The sequence below is a fragment of the Plantactinospora sp. CNZ320 genome (assembly GCF_002846275.1).
In genome coordinates, this window is sequence record NZ_PJMP01000001.1 from 546,163 (window position 1) to 565,449 (window position 19,287).

Below are 19,287 nucleotides of genomic sequence, written 5' to 3' on the forward strand. Positions count from 1 at the left end.
GAGGTGCACCCTCGGCGGGCGAGATCCGTGCGCCGGACGCGGATGACGGCGGGGTTCAGGGACCGGTGAGCGGACCGGTCCGGGGGTCGCGGTCGAGCTTGTCCCGGACCGCGTCGGCCTCCGGGCGGCCGAGCCGGTCGAGAATCACCAGCGCCGCGCGCCACGCCAGGTGGGCCTCGGGTACGGCTCCGGCGGCGTACTGCGCGTCGCCGAGGCGGTGCAGGGATTCTGCCTCCTGCGTCCACTGGCCGAGTTCCCGGCACAGCTCGACCGCCTGCCGCAGATAGCCGACCGCCGTTCCGTGGTCGCCGAGGAGGTGGTGGGCGTAGCCGAGGCTGTCCAGCGCACTGGCCTCCCCGCCCCGGTTGCCGTTCTTCCGGTGCAGCACCAGCGCCTGTTCGCAGTGCTCGATCGCCTCCCGGTGCCGGCCCAGCAACGCCTGGCACCAACCGACCGAGTTGAGCGCGCTCGCCTGGCCGTCCAGATGGCCCACCTGCCGGAACAGCCGCAGCGCCCGCAGATCGCTGCGCAGCGCGCCCTCCGGGTCGCCCTGCCGTTCGGCCAGCCACCCCAGGCTGCGATGCGTGAACGCCTCGCCGACTGTGTCACCGAGTTCGCCGAAGAGGTCCAGGGCCCGCAGGTACGCCGCCCGTGCGTCGTCGTGGCGCCGCAATCGCACGTACGCGCCACCGAGGATCCGGTGCGCGTGTGCCTGGGCGGAGCGGTCACCGAGACGGTCGAGCGCTGGCATCACCCGGCCGACGGTCGCCAGCCAGTCGTCCCAGTGTCCACGATGGTCGAAGAAGTTCACCAGGCTCCAGGTGAGTTGCCAGGCGGGAGCGTCGGAACCGGTGTCGGCCGCTCGGGCCACCACGTCCAGGAGTACCGCGTGCTCGGCGGCGAACCAGGCCAGCGCCGACTGCTGGTCGGCGAGCCGTTCGGGGACCACCCCGGCGACGGGTGACCCGATCGGGATCGGGTCCCGCTGCGGCCAGATCAACTGGTCAGCGGCGCGGGCGGTGTGCAGGTAGTGCTCGAGCAGTCGGCGTTCGGCGGCCTGCCGTTCCTCCGCCGGGTCGTCGCCGGCCAGCTCGACGGCGTACGCCCGGAGCAGGTCGTGCCAGGCGTACCGGCCCGGTACCACCTCGGCGACCAGGTGCGCGGCGGCCAGCTCGGCAAGGACCGGCCGGAGCCGGTCGGCCGGCTCGGCGGCGAGACTGGCCGCGGCCGGCACGGTGATGCTGGGGCCGGGGGTCAGGGCGAGCAGCCGGAACAGCCGGGCCGCCGGCGCGCTCAGGGCGTGGTAGGACCAGGAGAAGACGGTACGGATGTTGGTTGCCGGACTGGCGGCCCGGAACCCGTCCAGGCCCTGGTCGGCGTGGCGCAACTCGTCCGCCAAGGATTCGAGCGGGAAGCGCGGGTTGCCGGCTGCCCGGGCGGCCACGATCGCCAGCGCCAGCGGCAGCCGGCTGCACCGGTTGACGATCTCCGCCACCGCCACGGGTTCGGCGGCCACCCGCCGCTCACCGAGACGCCGGGCCAACAACTGCCGGGCCTCCGGCTCGGAGAGCAGATCCAGGCCGATCGGATGCGCTCCCTCGGCGGCAACCAGGTCGGCGAGCTGGTTGCGGCTGGTCACGAGTACGGCGCAGCCCGGCGACCCGACAAGCAGCGGGCGTACCTGATCGGCGTCCCGGGCGTTGTCCAGCACCACGAGCGTCCGCCGGTTGGCCAGCCTCGCCCGGTAGAGACCGGCCTGGGCCGCCTCGGTGACCGGAAACTGCTGTTGGGGTACGCCGAGCGCGTCGAGGAAACCCCGGATCGCCTCGCCGGGGCCGAGTGCCGAGCCGGTCTGGTCGAAGCCGCGCAGGTTGACGTACAACTGGCCGTCCGGAAACCGGTCCGCCACCGCGTGCCCGGCCCGGATCGCCAGGCTGGACTTGCCCACCCCCGGCGGCCCGGTGACGACGATGATCTCGGCCCGGTCGGCCAGGTTGTGCAGCCGGCGCCGGATCTCGTCGAGTTCCGCCTCCCGGCCGACGAAGCGTGCCGGATCCGGCGGCAGCAGATGCGGCGCGACCGACCCGGGGGAGACCCCCGCAGGCTGGTGTGCTGGGCCGTCGGGTCGGTGCGGTTGCTCGTCCGGGCGGTGTGGCTGCTCCTGCGGTCGGTGCAGCGGCACGTCACGCCGCAGGATCCGCCGCTGCAACTCCTGGAGGTTGGGAGCGTCGATGCCCCGTTCCCGTAGCAGGAGCAGGCCGGTCCGGCAGAGTTGGGCGGCCTCGTCCACCCGCTGCTCGGCATAGAGGGCGACGGCGAGCAGCCGGCGTAGCCCCTCGTCGTACGGCTCCTCGGGCACCACACCGGACAGTTCGACGACCACCTCGGCGTACCGGCCGAGCGAGGCGAGCGCCTCGGCGTGGGCGAGCCGGGCCGAGCGGTGCAGTGCGTTGAGCCGGGCGACCTCGTTCAGCGCGTACGGCCGGTCGGCCACGTCGGCGAAGGCCGGACCACGCCAGAGTCCCAGGGCGTCGTGCAGTACCCCCACCGCCCGGGTCGTCGCCTCGGTGTCGTTCGCCGACAGGAGTTGGCGAGCCTGCGCGTACGTCTGCTCGAACCGGTGTGCGTCGATCCGCTCCGGAGCCAGTTCCAGCCGGTACCCCCGGCCGGAAGGGTCGTCGGCGGCACTGATGACGGTGGTGCCTGTCGGGCCGGGGGTGCCGGGGGAGTCCGGTCCAAGCGCCCGGCGCAGGTGCGAGACGTGGCTGCGCAGCGTCGCCGGTGCACCGGGCGGTACGGCGTCGCCCCAGAGCAGGTTCACCATCCGGTTGGCCGGTACCGACGTACCCAGGTTGAGCAACAGGATCGACAGCACCTCGACCTGTCGCGGCCCGAGCCGGACCGGGACGCCGTCGCGCAGTACCCGCAGCGGTCCCAGCACCGAAACCAACAGCATCCCGACCTCGCACTTCGACGACTTCTCGGCTCGGCAGTGGAACCTGTTGATGTTATCGGGGCTCCCTGCACGTAACTTCCACGCTTCTTCCACACCTCGGGTTGCATCCTGGACGGACGGTGCTCTGCGGCAACGGGGGAGGGAGCGGTCGCGATGGAACTCGCGGTCGGACTGTTGGGGCCGTTCGACATCCGTCAGGACGGGGAACCGGTTGCCGCGCCGGTCGGCAACCGGCGCCGCACCCTCGCCCTGATGCTGCTCGACGGCGGCGCCGTGTCGCGTACCAGGTTGGCGGCCGAACTGTGGGGGGCGGCGGCGCCACGATCGGCGTCGGCCAACCTGCGCACCTATCTGTCCGGGCTGCGGGCGTGGCTGGCCGGCCGCGCCGACCTGGTACGTGACGACTCCGGCTGGCGGATCGTGCCGTCGCCGGGGGTCAGCATCACCCTCGACGTGACCGGCTTCCAGGCCGCGCTGGCACAGGGGCGGTGCGCGGCCCGGCTCGGTGACCTGGCGGAGGCGGGCCTGCACCTGCGCCGCGCCGTCGGATACTGGCGGGGAGCGCCCCTGCAGGACGTACGGCAGGGTGGGCCGCTGGCCGCCCGTGCCGCCGTACTGGAGGCGGAGCGGTTCACCGCCACCGAGGGGTACGCGCAGGTGCTGAACAGGAGTGGGCAGTACGAGGCGGCTCGGGTGCTGCTGCACGAGTTCCTCGGTGACCATCCGCACCGGGAGCGCGCCTGGGGGCAGCTCATGGTGGCGTGTTACCGGGGCGGTGACCTGGCGGGGGCGCTCGCCGCGTACCGGAGCGCCCGGGTCGCGCTGATCACCCGGTACGGGATGGAGCCGGGCGACGAGCTGGTCACCCTGCACCGGGCGATCCTCCAGCGCAGACTGCCTGCCGAGCCGCCCCGGGGCGCCACCCGCCATCCGTCGGAGCAGCCGCCGCACCGGCGCCCGCCGCATCCGCTGCACCCGCCGGTCCGGAGCGCCCGGCGCCGGGAGGCGGCCGCCGGTACCTCACTGCCGAGGGCAGCGCGCCAGGACTGAGTGCGTCGTCGCCGCGCGGCACCACAGTGGCGTGACGCGGGGTGGATGCCCGGCTGTCTAGGTGACCGTGGGTAGTGGACGAGGCTCGTCCGACCGGTCCGGCGGCGTCTCGGAGGATGCGGTCGCAGGCCCGCCAAGTGGTGATCAATGGCGTGGTGTGCCAGGGTCGGTGTGGCCAGATGACGACGCTCGACGCCCGTCACCTGCGGTTTTGCCGTACGCGTGCGGCTGGCCGGATCGCCCAGACCGTCGCAACCCAACAAACTAGAGTGTAGTTGCGGCGACTCCGGCGAACTGGACGCACGGCGGACACTAATAGACGATCGTTGATATTTCATTGCGTAGCTGTAATACTCGTTGGAAGCGCTCCCAGACGGATCTTGAGCGCCGAAGAAGGAGGATGTACAGTGCGTTCACACCACCACGACCAGTCCGACCGGCAACCCCGGTCGGCGGCTCACCAGTCCCTCCGAGCGCTCGTCCTGGTGCTCGCCATGGTGGCCAGCTCGCTCGTCTGGACCGGCACGGCCCAAGCTCACGGCACGATCGTCAACCCGGCGACTCGCGCCTACAAGTGCTGGCAGGCCTGGGGGAACAACCACACCAACCCGGCCATGCAGCAGCAGGACCCGATGTGTTACCAGGCGTTCCAGTCCAACCCGGACACCATGTGGAACTGGATGAGCGCGCTGCGGGACGGCCTGGGCGGCAACTTCCAGGGCCGTACCCCGGACGGCCAGCTCTGCAGCAACGGTCTGTCCAGGAACGACAGCCTGAACCAGCCCGGAGCCTGGAAGACCACCAACGTCGGCCGCAGCTTCACCGTCCAGCTGTACGACCAGGCGAGCCACGGTGCCGACTACTTCCGGGTCTACGTCACCAAGCAGGGGTTCAACCCGACCACCCAGCGCCTCGGTTGGGGCAACCTCGACCTGATCCACACCACGGGCCGGTACGCGCCTGCCCAGAACATCTCGTTCAACGTCTCGACCTCGGGGCGCACGGGGCACCACATCCTCTTCGTCATCTGGCAGGCCTCGCACCTCGACCAGGCCTACATGTGGTGCAGCGACATCAACATCTCCTGATCGGCAAGACCGACGGTCGGATCTGACCCGGCCCAGGACATCGTCCTGGGCCGGGTCGGCTTTTTTCGTACCATTGCCCGGCGACTGGGGCAGAACGAGCCTACGGAGCGTAGTCGCCCATCTGTGGTCGGTGATTGACAAGACGATCACGACGGATTCAAGATTATCTTCGAGATTTTCCAGCCCGGGCAGTAGGCAACGATCGCCGCAAGTCCAGGCGGCTGTTGCATCCTGCGTGTCATCAAGCGGTCCGTCACGTCCCTGGCGGCCGATCCCACCAGGGGTGAACTGCGCAGAAAGGGTTGCAACGCCATGTCAGATCATCCTGGCCCCGGTTGGCGACGCCGAGCCGTCGTCGCCGCGTCGGCTGCCCTCGCCGGCCTGCTCCTGGTCAGCCCGGCCACGGCCGGCGCACCCACCCCGACCCCGTCCGGTTCCGACGCCAACCCGCACCTCGACCTCGGCCGGCTCGCGGGCGAGGCGACGAGCGTCGTGGAGGTCCTGCTCGCCGACAGCGCCGAGTTGGACCGGCTGGTCGCCACCGGCGTCGACCTCGACCACCACGTGAGTCGCACCGCGAACGGCATCGTGGCACACGCCGTCGTCACTCCGAACGAGGTCGTCACGTTGCGGGCCAGCGGCTACCGGATCGGCGACGTGCTCTTCACCCCGGCCGACTCGGCCCGCCGCATCGCCGAGCGCGACGCGACGATCGCCGCCCACACGGCGGAGAACGAGGCGACCAGTCCCGCCGGAGCACCCAGGCGCCGGCCGACGTCAAAATCATCCGGGCCGACTACTACACCTCCGGCACCGACCAGGTGCTGTCGGTGGAGGCGAAGTGGGCGCAGGGGCAGACCGCCACCGACGCCCTCACCGTCACCCGGGACAGCGGCCCCGGCACGCCGATGGGCTCCGGCGGCACCCAGACCATCTCCCGCTTCGTGGACGCCGGGGTGTACCTCTACCACCGTGGCGCCGCCACTGTGACGGCCCGGCCGAACTACGTCCAGATCACCAGCCCGAGCGGGGACGTGGCGGTGGCCAAGGTGAACCACTGGCTGCCCATCCCGAAGGACAACCCGGAAGGCCCCGGCTACCAGAAGGACTTCGTCGCCAGCTACCTGACGCCGACCGAACTCTACGACCGGATCCACCAGCTCGCCGAGCAGTACCCGAGGCTGGCCGAGATCGTCGAGCTGCCGTACAAGACGAACGGCTACCGGCGCAAGGCGCAGGCGGTGCTCGGCACCGCGAACGCGAGCCGGGTCGCGGTGGACTCCAGGGCGTGGGGGCACCAGGGTGGCAACGACATCACAGTCGAGTTCACCGACCCCGGCGCCGCCGACCGGGCGCTCGCGGTGGCGGTGACCGGCAGTGCCGTGCGGGTCAGTCTCGCCACCGACTCCGCAGGCGCGGTGACCAGCACCGCCGCCGAGGTCGTCGCGGCGTTGAACGCCACCGCCGGATCGCTCCTCGTCGCCTACACCTATCGCGGCGACACCGGCGGCGGCGTGGTCGCGCCGGCCGCGCCGACGCCGCTTACCGACGGCCTGAACGCGCCGGCCAGCGTCTCGCGCGACCCGCATCCGGTGTACGCGATCCGGATCGGCAAGGACCGCAGCACCAGGAAACTGGGAGTCCTCGCGTACGCCCAGGAGCACGCCCGGGAGTGGGTGCCGCCACTGGTCACGATCGAGACCGCCGAACGGCTGCTGCGCAACTACGGCCACGATCGCAAGACCAGGGACCTGCTCGACAACCTCGACATCTGGATCGCCCCGTCGATCAACCCCGACGGCGGGCACTACTCGTTCTACGACTTCAACTCCCAGCGCAAGAACATGACGAACCACTGCCCGCAGACCGGGGCGGCGGACGCCCTCGGCCGCAACTCCTGGGGCGTGGACAACAACCGGAACTACACCGAGTACAGCCTCTTCGACGGCTACTCGGGTGCCTCGTCGAGCTGCACCAGCGGCACGTACGCGGGACCGGGCGAGCTGTCCGAGCCGGAGAACCGGAACCTCGACTGGCTCGCCTCCCGACCGAACATCAAGTTCTCGATGAACCTGCACTCCTCCGGCAACTACTTCATGTGGTCGCCGGGCGCGTACGCCACGCCGGGCCGGATCTCGGCACCCCGGCCGACCCTCGGCGAGGAGTCGTTCTTCTGGGGCGCCTCGTCGCGGATCCTGACCTCGATCAAGCGGCACCGGAACATGGCGGTCACCCCGGCGCGTACCGGCCCGATCTCCGACGTGCTCTACTCGGCCGCCGGCAACTCCGGTGACATGCTCTGGTACAGGTACGGCATCTACGCCTGGAACTTCGAGGTCGGCACCTCGTTCCAGCCGGAGTGGGCCGAGGCGCACGACGAGACGATGGAGTTCGCCAACGGTCTCGTCGAGCTGATGCGGGTGGCCCGGGACTTCGACACCGACCGCAGGCGGCCGGAGAGCTCCCTGTCGGTCACCCGCAGCGCCACGCCCGGGATGGTGGACGTCAGGTTCGAGGTGAACGAGCCGGCGGCGGTCTTCTACACCCTCGACGGCAGCAAGCCGACGTACTCGTCCACGCTCTACGGCTCGGCCGGCATCCGGGAGGGCGGCGAGATCCTGACGGTGCGGTACGGCACCAGGATCAACTGGTTCTCGGTGGACGCGGCCGGCAACGTCGAGGGCAACTACCGCCCCGACGGCAGGGGCAAGAACCACCGCAAGGGAGTCGCCATCCCACCCCGGCGGTGAGGACGGCTCCGACCCGACCGTGTGGCGGCCGTGGCACCTCCGGGTACCGCGGCCGCCGCCGCGTCGGGGCAGGCGGACGGGCGGCGGTTCCGGGCGCCGGGGGAGTACCGGCTCGTGGTGGAGCCGTCGATCACCTGACGGAGCGGGCGAGCAGGTCCGCCACGGCGGCGCGTACCGGATCGGGGTCGGCCCAGCTCCAGTTGGGATGCGCCCGGTTGGTGAGCAGCGCGAGCACGAGACTGCGGGCAGGATCGACGAGCAGCGAGGGGCCGGCGAACCCGGTGTGGCCGAAGGTGCCGGGGGAGGAGAGCCGACCCATGAACCAGGGCTGGTCGAGTACGACGCCGAGGCCGTGCGCGGCGGTGCGGTGCGGCCGGTCGGGGTCGACGGCCGGCTTGCCGGCGTTGTGGTCGGTGAGCATCCGCGCCACGGTCTCGGCGGACAGGATCCGGGTGCCCCGGTAGGTGCCGCCGTCGAGCAGGAGTTGGCCGATCACGGCGAGGTCGCTGCCGGAGGCGAAGATGCCGGCGTGCCCGGCGATCCCGCCGAGGTGGTTGGCGACGTCGTCGTGCACGATGCCGCGAAGCAGTCCTCGGGAGGAGCGGGCGTCGGTGGCGACCAGCCGGGTCGCCCGGGCGGTGGCGGAGAGCCAGGTGTTGGGGTTGAAGCCGGTGTCGCGCAGGCCGAGCGGCCCGGTCAGGTTCGTCTTCAGGGCCTGGTCGAGGCGCTGGCCGGTGACCTTCTCCACGATCTTGCCGGCGACCATCAGCCCGACGCTTGAGTAGCGGAACGTGTCGCCCGGGGTCGCGCCGGCCAGCAGCGGGGTGCTGAGCACGGCGTTCCAGCGCGCGGTGTTGTCGGGCAGGCCGGTGACCTTGGCACCGACCGGAAGGCCACTCGTGTGCGTGAGCAGCATCTCGACGGTGACCCGATCCTTGCCGGTACCGCTGAAGTCCGGCAGGTAGCCGCGGACCGGGGCGTCGAGGTCGACCCGGCCCCGCTCGACCTGCTGGAGCAGCAGGATCGCTGTGTAGACCTTGGTGACCGAGGCGAGGTCGAAGATCGAGTCGGGGCGCATCGGGACCCGCTGACCGGCCGGCAGGAGTTTCGGCCCGGCGCCGTAGCGCAGTGCCTCGCCGACTGCGGTGTGCACGGTGGCGACCCCTCTGACCAGGATGGTGGCGACCGCGCCGGGGAAGCCGCTGTGCTGGAAGGTGTCGGCGGTGGCGGGTAGGTGCCGCTTGAGCAGGGTGGTCACCTCCGCCGCGTAGCCGAGGCGGTTGCCGGGTACCGGTTCCGGCTCGCTCGCCGGGCCGAGGGCGTCGCCGGGGGTCGGCGTACCCGTCGGTGCGCCGCTGGCGGCGCTTCCGCTTCCGGTCGTGCGCGTCCGGTGGCCGGCGCTGCTCGACGTCGCGTCCGGCGCCGCGCCGTCGGGGCGGTCACAGCCGGCGAGCGCGGCGGTGGCGGCGGCGAGACCGGCATTGACCAGGGTACGGCGGGTGAGGCCCATGGAGGCGATCATGACAGCCCGGAGTCGGAACGCGCCACGGACCCGCCGTACGGCATCGCCGGTCGGCACGTCCGGCGGGACCGGCCGCGCTCAGCGGGTTGTCGGGCGGGTCTGGGTGAACAGGCCGCTGTAGGCGTTCAGGGCCGGCTGGCCGCCCAGGTGCGCGTAGAGCACGGTGGACTGCTCGGGGATCTCGCCGCTGGTGACGAGGTCGATGAGGCCGGCCATCGACTTGCCCTCGTAGACCGGGTCGATGATCATGCCTTCGAGCTGGCCGGTGAGCAGGATCGCTTCCATTGTGGACTCCACCGGGATCCCGTAGCGGTCGCCGGCCCAGCCGGGCAGGACGCTGATCTCGTCGTCGCGCAGCGGCCGGCCCACACCGATCAACTCCGCCGTGGCCCGCGCGATCCGGGCGACCTGGGCACGTGTCTCGTCGAGCTTCGCGCTCGCGTCGATCCCGATCACCCGACGTGGCCGGGCCCCGGCCTGCTCAGCGGCGGCGAACCCGGCGATCATGCCCGCCTGGGTCGAGCCGGTCACCGCGCAGACCACGATGGTGTCGAAGAAGACGCCGAGTTCGCGCTCCTGCTGCTCCACCTCGTATGCCCAGTTCGCGAACCCGAGACCGCCGAGCCGGTGGTCCGAGGCACCGGCCGGGATCGGGTACGGCCTACCGCCCCGTTCCCGCACGTCCTCGATCGCGCGTTTCCACGAGTCCTTGAACCCGATGCCGAAGCCGGCCGGGTCGAGCCGGACCTCGGCACCCATGATCCGGCTCAGCATGATGTTGCCGACGCGGTCGCTCACGCAGTCGGGCCAGTCGACCCAGTTCTCCTGCACCAGTACGGCCTTCAGGCCCAGCGAGGCGGCAACGGCGGCGACCTGGCGGGTGTGGTTGGACTGGTAACCGCCGATCGAAACCAGCGTGTCGGCGCCCTGTGCCAGCGCGTCCGGGATGATGTACTCCAGCTTGCGGGTCTTGTTGCCGCCGTAGGCGAGCCCCGCGTTGCAGTCCTCGCGCTTGGCCCAGATCGACGCGCCGCCGAGGTGAGCGGTGAGTCGGGGCAGCGGGTGGACCGGGCTCGGCCCGAAGGTCAGCCGGTGGCGCGGAAAGTCGGAGAGGGCCATCGTCACTCCTCGGTGGTCGATTCGGTGGTCGACAGGGTGCGCCAGGTGTCGAAGGCGACGGCCGCGGCCCGATCCGCGTCTCCGGCGGCGCAGAGCCGGATCAGCTCGTCGTGCCGGGTGAGCGAGTCCCGGCCGGCCAGCGAGGAGAAGCGCAGCCGTTCGGCTCGCCGCAGCACCGGGGTGAACTGCTCGAGGACGGCGGTCAGCGCCCGGTTCGCGGTGACCTTCACCGGAACGGCGTGCAGGTCGTCGTCGGCCCGCAGCGCGGCCTCGACGTCGCCCCGCTCGATCGCGGCACCGAACCGCCGGTTCGCCTCGCGCATCGCCGCCAGATCGTCCTCGGTCAGGCTGCCCACCGCATCGCGTACGGCCAGTTCGTGCATTGCCGCCACCACGTCGCGGGCATCCCGCACGTCGCGCAGGTCCAGCGAGCTGACGGTGGTGGAGCGTCCCGGCCGGGCCACGACCAGTCCCGCTTCCGCCAGGCGCAGCAACGCCTCTCGAACCGGGGTGCGGCTGACCCCGAGCCAGGCCGCCAGTTCCACGTCGCGTAGCTGCTCGCCAGGTGCCAGGCTGCCGTCGACGATGACCTCCCGGAGCCGGTGGTAGACGTCGTCGCGCAGCAGGCGCCGGTCGATCGCGGGAGCGTTTCGGGGGACGGGCATGCAATATATTGCACACACCTCCGGTGATCCGACAAGCCACCGGCGGCCGCCCGAGTTCGCCGGTGGCCGGGAAACTCCCGGAATGAGATTCACATATTTGCATGTCTCTAGTACGATCACTGCGGGAGCCACCGAGCCATCGCAGGCGGGCAGCCGTCTTGCCTGCGCTTTTCGAGATCATCGATGTTGGTGTCGGCGCGTGTTTCCTCGTGGGCCAGGGCATCCCGTCGAGCGACACAGGCGTCGGCGGAATGTTGGAGCACAGATGAAAGCTGCACGAAGTGCCCGCCGCGTGATATTCGGTGCGGTCGCCGTCCTCGTCACCGGGCTCACGATGGTCGTGGTCAACCAGGCCGGCCCGGCCTCGGCGCACGGATCGGTCACCAACCCGCCCTCCCGGAACTACGGGTGCTGGGAGCGCTGGGGCGACGACCACCTCAACCCCAACATGGCGCAGACCGACCCGATGTGCGCCCAGGCCTGGCAGGCCAACCCGAACACGATGTGGAACTGGAACGGCCTGTACCGGGAGAACGTCGGCGGCAACCACCAGGCCGCCGTACCGGACGGACAGCTCTGTAGCGGCGGCCGTACCCAGGGCGGGCTGTACGCCTCGCTCGACGCGGTCGGTGCCTGGGTCGCGAAGCCGATGCCTAACAACTTCACGCTGACGCTCACCGACGGCGCCCGGCACGGTGCCGACTACATGCTGATCTACATCACCAAGCAGGGCTTCGACCCGACCACCCAGCCGCTCACCTGGGGCAGCCTGGATCTGGTGCTGCGTACCGGCAGCTACCCGACCACCGGGCTGTACGAGGCCCAGGTGAACGCCGGTAACCGCACCGGTCGGCACGTCGTCTACACCATCTGGCAGGCGAGCCACCTCGACCAGCCGTACTACCTGTGCAGTGACGTGATCTTCGGCGGTGGCGGCGACCCGACGAACCCGCCGCCGACCACCCCGCCTGCGACGGACCCGCCGACCACTCCGCCCACCACCCCGCCGGCCGGCAACGGCGGTTGCACCGCGACGTACGCGAAGACGAACGAGTGGTCGGGCGGCTTCGGTGCCCAGGTCACCGTTCGGGCCGGCAACGCCGCGATCTCGGGATGGACGGTGGGCTGGACCTGGCCCAACAACCAGAGCATCACCAGTTCGTGGAACGCGTCGATAAGCTCGTCCGGGTCGTCGGTGACGGCCACGAACGCGAGTTACAACGGCTCGTTGAGCGCCAACGGCAGCACCAGTTTCGGGTTCAACGCTTCCTGGAACGGCACGAACACCGCACCGACCCTGACCTGTACGGCCAGGTAACGGCAAACCACGACGGGGATGGCGCCGGTCGGCGCCATCCCCGTCGGGCTGTCCCGGGTCAACAGACCATCCGGTCGCACATCCGCCACAGCTGGTCGGCCTTCTCCGGATCGATCGCGTAGTCGGCGACTGACGAGGCGAGTTCCGCCTGGTCGGTGGGGGCGACGGTGACCGGGGTGGCCTCCGCGCAGTCGTTGAAGTAGCGGCCGGTGACGCCGGCAAGCAGTGGCGAGGTGGCCAGCAGTACCGAGGTGGCCGCCCCCTGCTGCGGGTTCTTCTGCAGGTCGATGGGAACGCCCAGGTCGCCGCCGATGTACCGCTGTAGTCCGGTGGCGATGGCGCCCGGGTTGAGGGCGTTGGCGGTTATGCCCAGCCTGGCCCAGCGACTGGCGGCAGCCACGGCGAAGAGCGCCACGGCGGTCTTGGCCTGCCCGTACGCCTGCTGCGGGTGGTACGGGCGGGAGAGGTAGTGGACGTCCTGGAAGACCACCGGGGAGAGGTGGTGGGCACTCGAACTGACCGAGACGATGCGGGCGCCCTCGGCCCGGGCCAGCGCGTCGCGCAGTCCCATGGCGAGCAGGTAGTGGCCGAGGTGGTTGACGGCGAACTGTTCCTCCCAGCCCTGCGAGGTTCGGCGCAGTTCGGGCAGGGCCATCACGCCGGCGTTGTTGACCAGGATGTGCACCGGGCCTTCCCAGTCGTCCACGAAGGCTCTGATGGACGAGACGTTCGTCAGTTCGAGGCGGGCCACCCGCACGTCGGTGTTTCCGGTCGACGCCGCGATGTCGGCGGCGGCCTGGTTGACGTCGTCGTCCCGGGCGGTCACCGTCACCTGCGCGCCCGCACCGGCCAACGCTCGCGCCGTCTCCAGGCCGATCCCGGAGACACCTCCGGTGACGATGGCCCGGCGTCCGGACAGGTCGATTCCGGCGACGACCTCCTCGGCGGTGGAGTGCCGCCCGTACGGTGTGACGATCCGTGCCATGATCCGTCTCTCGGTTGGGTCGCTCCCCATGATCGTCCGACTACCGGCCTGGCATTCCCGCCCGGCGCCACTTCAAGCGCCGGTCGGCGATGCTTGGCGGTGATGCGTGGCGGGCGCCGCTGCGCAGTGCTCCGGCGCAGGTGCCGCCGCCGGTCCGGTGCGCGCAGCATGGGCAGGCCGGGAGGAACCTCGACGTCGAGCCGGAAAAGGTACGAACCGACTGTCGCCGGGCACCCGGTCCGATATGCCAGATCCGCCCGCTGCCGCCGTACCCCGTCCCTATCGTGGCACTGTGGTGGCCGGCAGACCGCCCGGGCGGCGGTGATGCGCACCCGGCGGATCACGAAGATTCGCGGCGCGTTCGTCGAACGGTGGCGCCAACTGCGGGCGGTCGAGGTGGTCGTGGTGCAGAGCGCCTTGGCGGCCGCCCTGGCCTGGTTCCTCGCCGCCGAACTGGTCGGCAACCCGCAGCCGGTCTTCGCGCCGATCGCCGCCATGGTCACCCTCGGAATCTCGTCCGGCCAGCGCCTGCGCCGGGCGGTGGAACTGGTGCTCGGCGTGATCGCCGGGATCGCCGTCGGTGACGGGCTCATCTACCTGATCGGTACCGGCTCGTGGCAGATCGGCGTGGGGGCCGCCCTGGCCATGGCGGTGACGATCCTGGCCGGGGGATCGGCAGGCGTGGTCTCCCAGGCGGCCACCTCGTCGGTACTGGTGGCCACGTTGCGCCCGCCGACCGAGGGCATCTACTTCGCCCGTCTGATCGACGCGCTGATCGGTGGCGCCGTGGCGCTGGCGGTGATGGCCCTGCTGCTGCCGGTGAACCCGGTGACCGTGGTGTCGCGGGTGGCCCGGCCGGCTCTCGACGTACTCGTGGACAGCCTGACGATGACCGCGCGTGGTCTCGCCGAGCGCGACCAGGACCGCGTGCAGGAGGCGCTGGCCGCGCTGACCCGGGGTGAGGAGAAGCTCGACGAGTTCTACGACGTACTGCCCGAGGGGCGGGAGGCCGCCACCATCGCACCGCTGCGCTGGCGATCCAGGGCCGCGTTGCAGCGGTACGTGAGTGCCGCGGAATACCTCGAACGGGCCGTACGCAACGCCCGGGTGCTCACCCGGCGGGCGGTGACCCTGCTGCGCGACGACGAACCGGCGCCGGCCGAACTCGTGGCCTCGCTCTGCGGGCTGGCGGAGGCGGCCCGGGTGGTGCAACGGGATCTTCGCCGTGGTTCGCTGCCGAAGGCGTCTGGCCTGGTGTGCCACGCCGTGGAGCAGGCGAGCGTCGCCTACCGGCAGGGTCTCGGCTTCTCCGGCAGCGTGCTGGTCGCGCAGGTCCGCGCGATCGGCACCGACCTGCTCGGCACCACCGGGCTGCCGCATGACCAGGCGGAACGGGAGATACGCCGGGCCGGAGGCAGGCCGGGAGACAGCTTCGAGGACCGGACCGGTGGTACGACGGACCCGACCGATGGTGCGACGGGCCCGACCGATGTCGACAGGCCCGCCGGTGGCGGTGGCACCGGCTGACCGGATCGTCCCGGGGGATCAGTCCGGGCGACCGGAGCAGCCGGACTGGCAGCCGCACCCGTCGCCGGTGCTGACGGCGGCGACGGACCGGTCGGTGTCGGACGGCGCCTCCAGCGGTACGGCGCAGCAGGTGTCGCCGCGCCAGGCGTCGCGCCCCTCCCTAACCGCGACGGCGGCGATGACGAGCGCGGCGACCGGGTCGGCCCAGGACCAGCCGAACAGGCTGTTCAGGCCGAGTCCCACCAGCAGCACCGCCGAGAGGTAGGTGCAGAGCAGGGTCTGCTTGGAGTCGGCGACCGCCGAACGGGAACCGAGTTCCCGGCCGGTGCGCCGCTGTGCGTGGGAGAGCAGTGGCATGACGGCCAGGGACAGCGCGGCAAGTACCAGCCCGACGGTGGAGTGTGCGGCCTCGGCGCCGCCGACGAGGGCGCGTACCGACTCGACCGTGACGTAGCCGGCGAGGGCGAAGAAGGAGAGCGCGATGACGCGCAACGCGACCCTCTCCCGGGACTGCGGGTCCCGGCCGGCGAACTGCCAGGCCACGGCCGCTGCCGAGGAAACCTCGATCACCGAGTCCAGACCGAATCCGATCAGGGCGGTCGAGGAGGCGAGCGTGCCGGCGGTGATCGCCACCACGGCCTCGACGACGTTGTAGGTGATCGTCGCCGCGACCAGCAGCCGGATCCGTCGGGTGAGCAGGGCGCGGCGGGCCGGTGCCGGGCCGGCCGGTTGCAGCCGCAGCGGCGCGGCCATCAGCAGCAACCCCTGGTCGCGGCGTCCGGGCAGGCGGCCGGGTCCACCGCCAGGACCAGGCCGAGCAGGTCAGCCAGGGCGTGTGCCAGCCGGGCGTCGGCCAGTTCGTAGCGGGTCCGGCGCCCCTGCGGTACGGCGACCACCAGGCCGCAGCCGCGCAGGCAGCCGAGGTGGTTCGACAGGTTCTGCCGGGTGGTGCCGAGCAGCTCGGCCAGTTCGGCCGGGTAACCCGGGCCGTCGCGCAGGGCCAGCAGGAGTCGTGCCCGGGTCGGATCCGACAGTGCGTGACCGAAGCGCGCCAGCGCCGCTCCGTGGGCCGACGTCTGCATGGGCCGATAGTACATCAGATGCTGTACTGTCTAAGCCTGTCCGATCATCCCGCTGGGTGAACATCGCAGATACCCGCTGTGGTGGCCCGGTGTCCACTTGGCGCCATGTCGCCTCTGCGGCACCGCAAGGTTGCTGACCGGCAAACGCTTCGGCCACAGACTCCGACTGTCGCCGTTGACGGCGTCTTCGTGGAGGTCGAAGGAGCCCGCTGATTCCGATGCTGACGGTGACGAACGACGACGGCCAGCGACTCGTCGCGCGGGCACGGCGTGGCCGGGCGACGCCGGCCCTGACCCTCGCCAGCCCCACCGCCACGACGGACAGCGCGTGGAACGGAACCGGATCCCGGACCGGATCGTCTACCGGGTTACCCCGGCCAACTCGACACGGATCACCACTTGGGACGCCGACGACGGCGGATTCCCCTTGGCAAAGGAGCAGCGGTTCGGATGGCGCCCCTGGCAGACCTGTGCATGGAACGACACGTCCCGGTTCGTGGCCACACCCAGGGAGCGGGAGGAGTGGGTGACCACCGGCCCGGTCTGGCAGCACCGGGTGAGCCACGGGTGGCCGTGCAACGACCTCGGCGCCCTGCTGACCGGGATGACCGAGCGGTCCACCAGCTGCCGTGCCCGTAGGGCCGAGAAGACCTGAGTCGCCCCGGTATCCCGCCCGGCCTCGCCGCGCGGGATACCGGAACCGGCCTCCATCCGCACCGGGGACACTCTCGCGCTGCGGGTACCCGAGTTCGTCGACCGCTCCGGCAACCCGGTCACCCAGACCGTGATCCGGGCGTACGGCCTGCGCGCAACGGGGACGGGGCGGGACGGAGGTGCCGCCGTCCCGCCCCGACGCAGGTCGTCACCCCCTCGGCCGGCGGTCACCGCCGGCCGAGGGTGACGACCGCTGGTCAGAGCCAGCCCCGGCGAGCGGCCTGGAAGGCCAGCCCGGTGCGGGTGTCCACTCCGGCCAGCGCCATCAGCCGCTCCAGCCGGCGCTGCACCGTCCGGCGGCTGACCCCGAGCTGCGACGCGATCGACTTGTCCGGGAAACCGGCCACGAAGAGCGACAGCAGGAACCGCTCGCCGTCGTCCAGCGCGTCGTCGGGTGCGTCGTCGACGAGTCCACCCTGGTCGGCGTCCCAGCGGATCGGTGTCGCCCGGTCCCAGTGGCTCTCGAAGAGCGCCAGCAGCGCGTCCAGCAACTCACTGCGCCGGATCAGCGCGGCGGTCGGCTCCCCGACGTCGCGCTCGTCGTCCGGCACCAGCGGGCAGATCGCGGTCGCCCGGTCGGCGATGGCGATCCGGACCGGCAACGTCGGCAGGGTACGGGCCTCCTCACCGGCGCGCACACTCTCCGCGATGCTCTCCAGTTCACCGGGTGCCTCGAGCAGGGCTCGCTCGTAGATCGCCCGGTAGCGCACGCCACGGGCCAGCGCCCCGGACTCCTCGGCGTTCTCCGCGCCGGACATGGCCAGCGGATTGGCCCGGCAGAACCAGAGGATCTCCTCCCGGGCCGATTCCTGGAGGTCCCGCAGCCGGTCGCGCAACGCGGCCGTACCGACCACCACCTCGACCAGGTGGTCGGCGTTGCGGCGCCGGGCGCTGCTCCGGTACTCCTCGGTCAGCGCGGCCACCGCCTGGCGGGCGCTCTCCAGCGACTCCTGCCAGCGCAGCAGCGTGTTGCCGAGCGCGACATCCGGCGGCAGCGGCTCGAACACGGGATCCGGGCCGGGCCGGGCCATGGCCAATCCCTTGTTACGCAAGCCATCCAACGCCGCGGCGGCCTCGCCCAACGGTACGTCGGCCAACCTGGCGAGGTCGGCGGGCCGGGCCGTGGAGAGCCGCAACAGCAGCCGGTACGCCCGTTCCTCATGCGATCGCAGCAGCCCGGTGTCGTCGAACATGCCCATCTCCCATCCCCCGTGTACTGGGAAGACTCTACGAAGCCGCGGCCGGTCGGTGGTCGTCGTGGCACGGGGACGTCGTGGTGGTCGATCACAACTGACTACGGTGGTGTGATGGCGAACCGGCTGAAAGTGTTGATATCCGCTGATCTGGAGGGTGTCTCCGGAGTGGTGCATCCCACCGAGACGAACCCGGGCGGCTACGACTACGAACGCGGACGCGCGCTGATGACGGCCGAGGTGAATGCGGCGGTCGCCGGTGTGCTGGACGCCGAGCCCGACGCCGAGGTCTGCGTCGCGGACTCGCACGGCCCGTTTCGCAACCTGCTGCCCGAGGAACTCGACCGGCGGGCCCGGCTGATCCGCGGCAAGCCGCGCCCGCTGGGCATGGTGGCCGGCCTCGAAGCCGGGGCGGACGCGCTGCTCTTCGTCGGATACCACGCCCGTGCCGGTGCGGGGCCGGCGGTACTGGCGCACACCATCAGCGACGCCGTCCTCGACGTGCGGCTTGACGGGCGGTCGGTGGGCGAGATCGGGCTCAATGCCGCCGTGGCCGGCCACTACGGCGTACCGGTGGTGCTGCTGAGCGGGGACGACGCGGCCTGCGCGGAACTCCGGGAGCTGGTGCCGGAGGCGGTGACAGTCGAGGTCAAGCGGGCACTCGGCCAGGCGGCGGCGGAGACACTGCATCCCGAGGAGGCCCGGGAGCGGATCCGCCGAGGTGCCGCCGAGGCGGTCCGGAGACGCGGGGGGGGTCCGCCTCACCTCGACCCCCACGCCGGTACGGGTGGAGCTCGACCTGTACGGCCCGTACTCCGTCGACCTGGCCACCCTGGTGCCCGGCGTCACCCGGGCGCCCGGTGCCCGCACCCTCGTCTTCACGGGGCAGAACGTGGTGGAGGCGTACCGGCTGGTCCAACTGCTGGTGCAGCTCGCGCAGATCAAGCCCGGCTGACAGCTCGGATCCCGCCGGGGCGGTGCTCAGTCGGTCGGCAGGAGTGGACGCATGAAGGTGCGCTCGTAGCGCAGGACGCACCCCGATTCGTCGCGGATCCGGTCCGCCGCCACGAACTCCGGATCGACCCCGAACAGCGCCCGGTACCGCTCGTAGGCGGCCAGGCTCTCGAAGCTGAACAGCGCCTCGGCCCGGTCGCTGGCTCCCTCGGCGGGCAGGAAGTAGCCGTGGTGCACGCCCCCGTGCCTGTTCACGAGCCGCATCCAGGCGCGGGCGAAGCGCTCGAACGCCTCGATCTGCGCTGGGTCGATTGTGTAGTGCACGACGCAGGTGATCACCGCTCCACCGTACGGGTCGACGCCT

17 protein-coding genes and 1 pseudogene are annotated in these 19,287 nt (G+C 71.3%); 8 read left to right on the top strand and 10 right to left on the bottom strand.

The window, feature by feature from the left end:
• Positions 1-55 precede the first annotated feature (55 nt).
• Positions 56-2,956 carry a tetratricopeptide repeat protein gene (locus CLT71_RS02215; RefSeq protein ID WP_101365613.1) on the bottom strand — a complete coding sequence of 967 codons (2,901 nt, stop codon included), beginning with the start codon at positions 2,954-2,956 and terminating at the stop codon, positions 56-58.
• 153 nt (positions 2,957-3,109) lie between these two features.
• Here CLT71_RS02215 and CLT71_RS02220 point away from each other — a divergent pair, with 153 nt between their 5' ends.
• Both CLT71_RS02220 and CLT71_RS02225 read left to right on the top strand, forming a co-directional pair.
• A complete protein-coding gene (locus CLT71_RS02220; RefSeq protein ID WP_101365614.1) occupies positions 3,110-4,006 on the top strand; it encodes an AfsR/SARP family transcriptional regulator in 897 nt (298 codons plus the stop codon).
• Positions 4,007-4,413: 407 nt separating this feature from the next.
• Complete coding sequence (locus CLT71_RS02225; RefSeq protein ID WP_199187479.1) at positions 4,414-5,094, top strand: lytic polysaccharide monooxygenase; 681 nt, start codon at positions 4,414-4,416, stop codon at positions 5,092-5,094.
• 315 nt (positions 5,095-5,409) lie between these two features.
• Here the strand turns inward: CLT71_RS02225 and CLT71_RS37325 are convergent, their stop codons facing one another.
• Complete coding sequence (locus tag CLT71_RS37325; protein WP_199187480.1) at positions 5,410-5,658, bottom strand: hypothetical protein; 249 nt, start codon at positions 5,656-5,658, stop codon at positions 5,410-5,412.
• Positions 5,659-5,924: 266 nt separating this feature from the next.
• Between CLT71_RS37325 and CLT71_RS02230 the strand changes: the two genes are divergently transcribed.
• Positions 5,925-7,844, top strand: coding sequence for a M14 family metallopeptidase (locus CLT71_RS02230; protein ID WP_199187481.1), 1,920 nt, complete (start codon positions 5,925-5,927; stop codon positions 7,842-7,844).
• 130 nt (positions 7,845-7,974) lie between these two features.
• Here the strand turns inward: CLT71_RS02230 and CLT71_RS02235 are convergent, their stop codons facing one another.
• The 3 genes from CLT71_RS02235 to CLT71_RS02245 all read right to left on the bottom strand — a co-directional run bounded on the left by CLT71_RS02235 (position 7,975) and on the right by CLT71_RS02245 (position 11,150).
• Entirely contained in the window at positions 7,975-9,354 is a 1,380-nt protein-coding gene (locus CLT71_RS02235; RefSeq protein WP_486482997.1) for a serine hydrolase domain-containing protein, read from the bottom strand.
• Positions 9,355-9,444: 90 nt separating this feature from the next.
• On the bottom strand, positions 9,445-10,485 hold the full coding sequence (locus tag CLT71_RS02240) for a 1-aminocyclopropane-1-carboxylate deaminase (protein WP_101365615.1): 1,041 nt from the start codon (positions 10,483-10,485) through the stop codon (positions 9,445-9,447).
• 2 nt (positions 10,486-10,487) lie between these two features.
• Positions 10,488-11,150, bottom strand: a complete 663-nt coding sequence (locus CLT71_RS02245; protein ID WP_101365616.1) for a GntR family transcriptional regulator — start codon at positions 11,148-11,150, stop codon at positions 10,488-10,490.
• 265 nt (positions 11,151-11,415) lie between these two features.
• Here CLT71_RS02245 and CLT71_RS02250 point away from each other — a divergent pair, with 265 nt between their 5' ends.
• Positions 11,416-12,468, top strand: a complete 1,053-nt coding sequence (locus CLT71_RS02250; protein WP_101365617.1) for a lytic polysaccharide monooxygenase — start codon at positions 11,416-11,418, stop codon at positions 12,466-12,468.
• A gap of 58 nt (positions 12,469-12,526) precedes the next feature.
• Here CLT71_RS02250 and CLT71_RS02255 read toward each other — a convergent pair whose 3' ends face one another.
• The gene (locus tag CLT71_RS02255) at positions 12,527-13,453 is read right to left on the bottom strand and encodes an SDR family NAD(P)-dependent oxidoreductase (protein ID WP_101365618.1); all 927 of its coding nucleotides are present in this window, start codon (positions 13,451-13,453) and stop codon (positions 12,527-12,529) included.
• A gap of 324 nt (positions 13,454-13,777) precedes the next feature.
• Between CLT71_RS02255 and CLT71_RS02260 the strand changes: the two genes are divergently transcribed.
• Complete coding sequence (locus tag CLT71_RS02260; protein WP_158242151.1) at positions 13,778-14,980, top strand: FUSC family protein; 1,203 nt, start codon at positions 13,778-13,780, stop codon at positions 14,978-14,980.
• A gap of 18 nt (positions 14,981-14,998) precedes the next feature.
• Here CLT71_RS02260 and CLT71_RS02265 read toward each other — a convergent pair whose 3' ends face one another.
• A complete protein-coding gene (locus tag CLT71_RS02265; RefSeq protein WP_101371072.1) occupies positions 14,999-15,733 on the bottom strand; it encodes a cation efflux transmembrane domain-containing protein in 735 nt (244 codons plus the stop codon).
• Positions 15,733-16,062, bottom strand: a complete 330-nt coding sequence (locus CLT71_RS02270) for a metalloregulator ArsR/SmtB family transcription factor (protein ID WP_101371071.1) — start codon at positions 16,060-16,062, stop codon at positions 15,733-15,735. The genes CLT71_RS02265 and CLT71_RS02270 overlap by 1 nt, the downstream gene beginning before the upstream one ends.
• A 328-nt stretch (positions 16,063-16,390) precedes the next feature.
• Here CLT71_RS02270 and CLT71_RS02275 point away from each other — a divergent pair, with 328 nt between their 5' ends.
• On the top strand, positions 16,391-16,717 hold the full coding sequence (locus tag CLT71_RS02275) for a hypothetical protein (protein WP_101365620.1): 327 nt from the start codon (positions 16,391-16,393) through the stop codon (positions 16,715-16,717).
• Between the two features lie 256 nt (positions 16,718-16,973).
• Here CLT71_RS02275 and CLT71_RS02280 read toward each other — a convergent pair whose 3' ends face one another.
• The gene (locus CLT71_RS02280; RefSeq protein WP_101371073.1) at positions 16,974-17,969 is read right to left on the bottom strand and encodes a helix-turn-helix domain-containing protein; all 996 of its coding nucleotides are present in this window, start codon (positions 17,967-17,969) and stop codon (positions 16,974-16,976) included.
• A gap of 114 nt (positions 17,970-18,083) precedes the next feature.
• On the opposite strand from CLT71_RS02280, the pseudogene CLT71_RS02285 reads away from it, so the two are divergent.
• Together CLT71_RS02285 and CLT71_RS37330 are read left to right on the top strand one after the other, a co-directional pair.
• A pseudogene (locus CLT71_RS02285) lies at positions 18,084-18,707 on the top strand (M55 family metallopeptidase); the annotation flags it as partial.
• 49 nt (positions 18,708-18,756) lie between these two features.
• Positions 18,757-18,924 (top strand): hypothetical protein, encoded by a 168-nt coding sequence (locus tag CLT71_RS37330; RefSeq protein ID WP_199187482.1) that lies wholly within the window; start codon positions 18,757-18,759, stop codon positions 18,922-18,924.
• A gap of 26 nt (positions 18,925-18,950) precedes the next feature.
• On the opposite strand, the gene CLT71_RS02290 is transcribed toward CLT71_RS37330, so the two are convergent.
• Positions 18,951-19,262: an NIPSNAP family protein gene (locus CLT71_RS02290; protein WP_101365621.1), complete on the bottom strand. Its 312-nt coding sequence runs from the start codon at positions 19,260-19,262 to the stop codon at positions 18,951-18,953.
• Positions 19,263-19,287 lie beyond the last annotated feature (25 nt).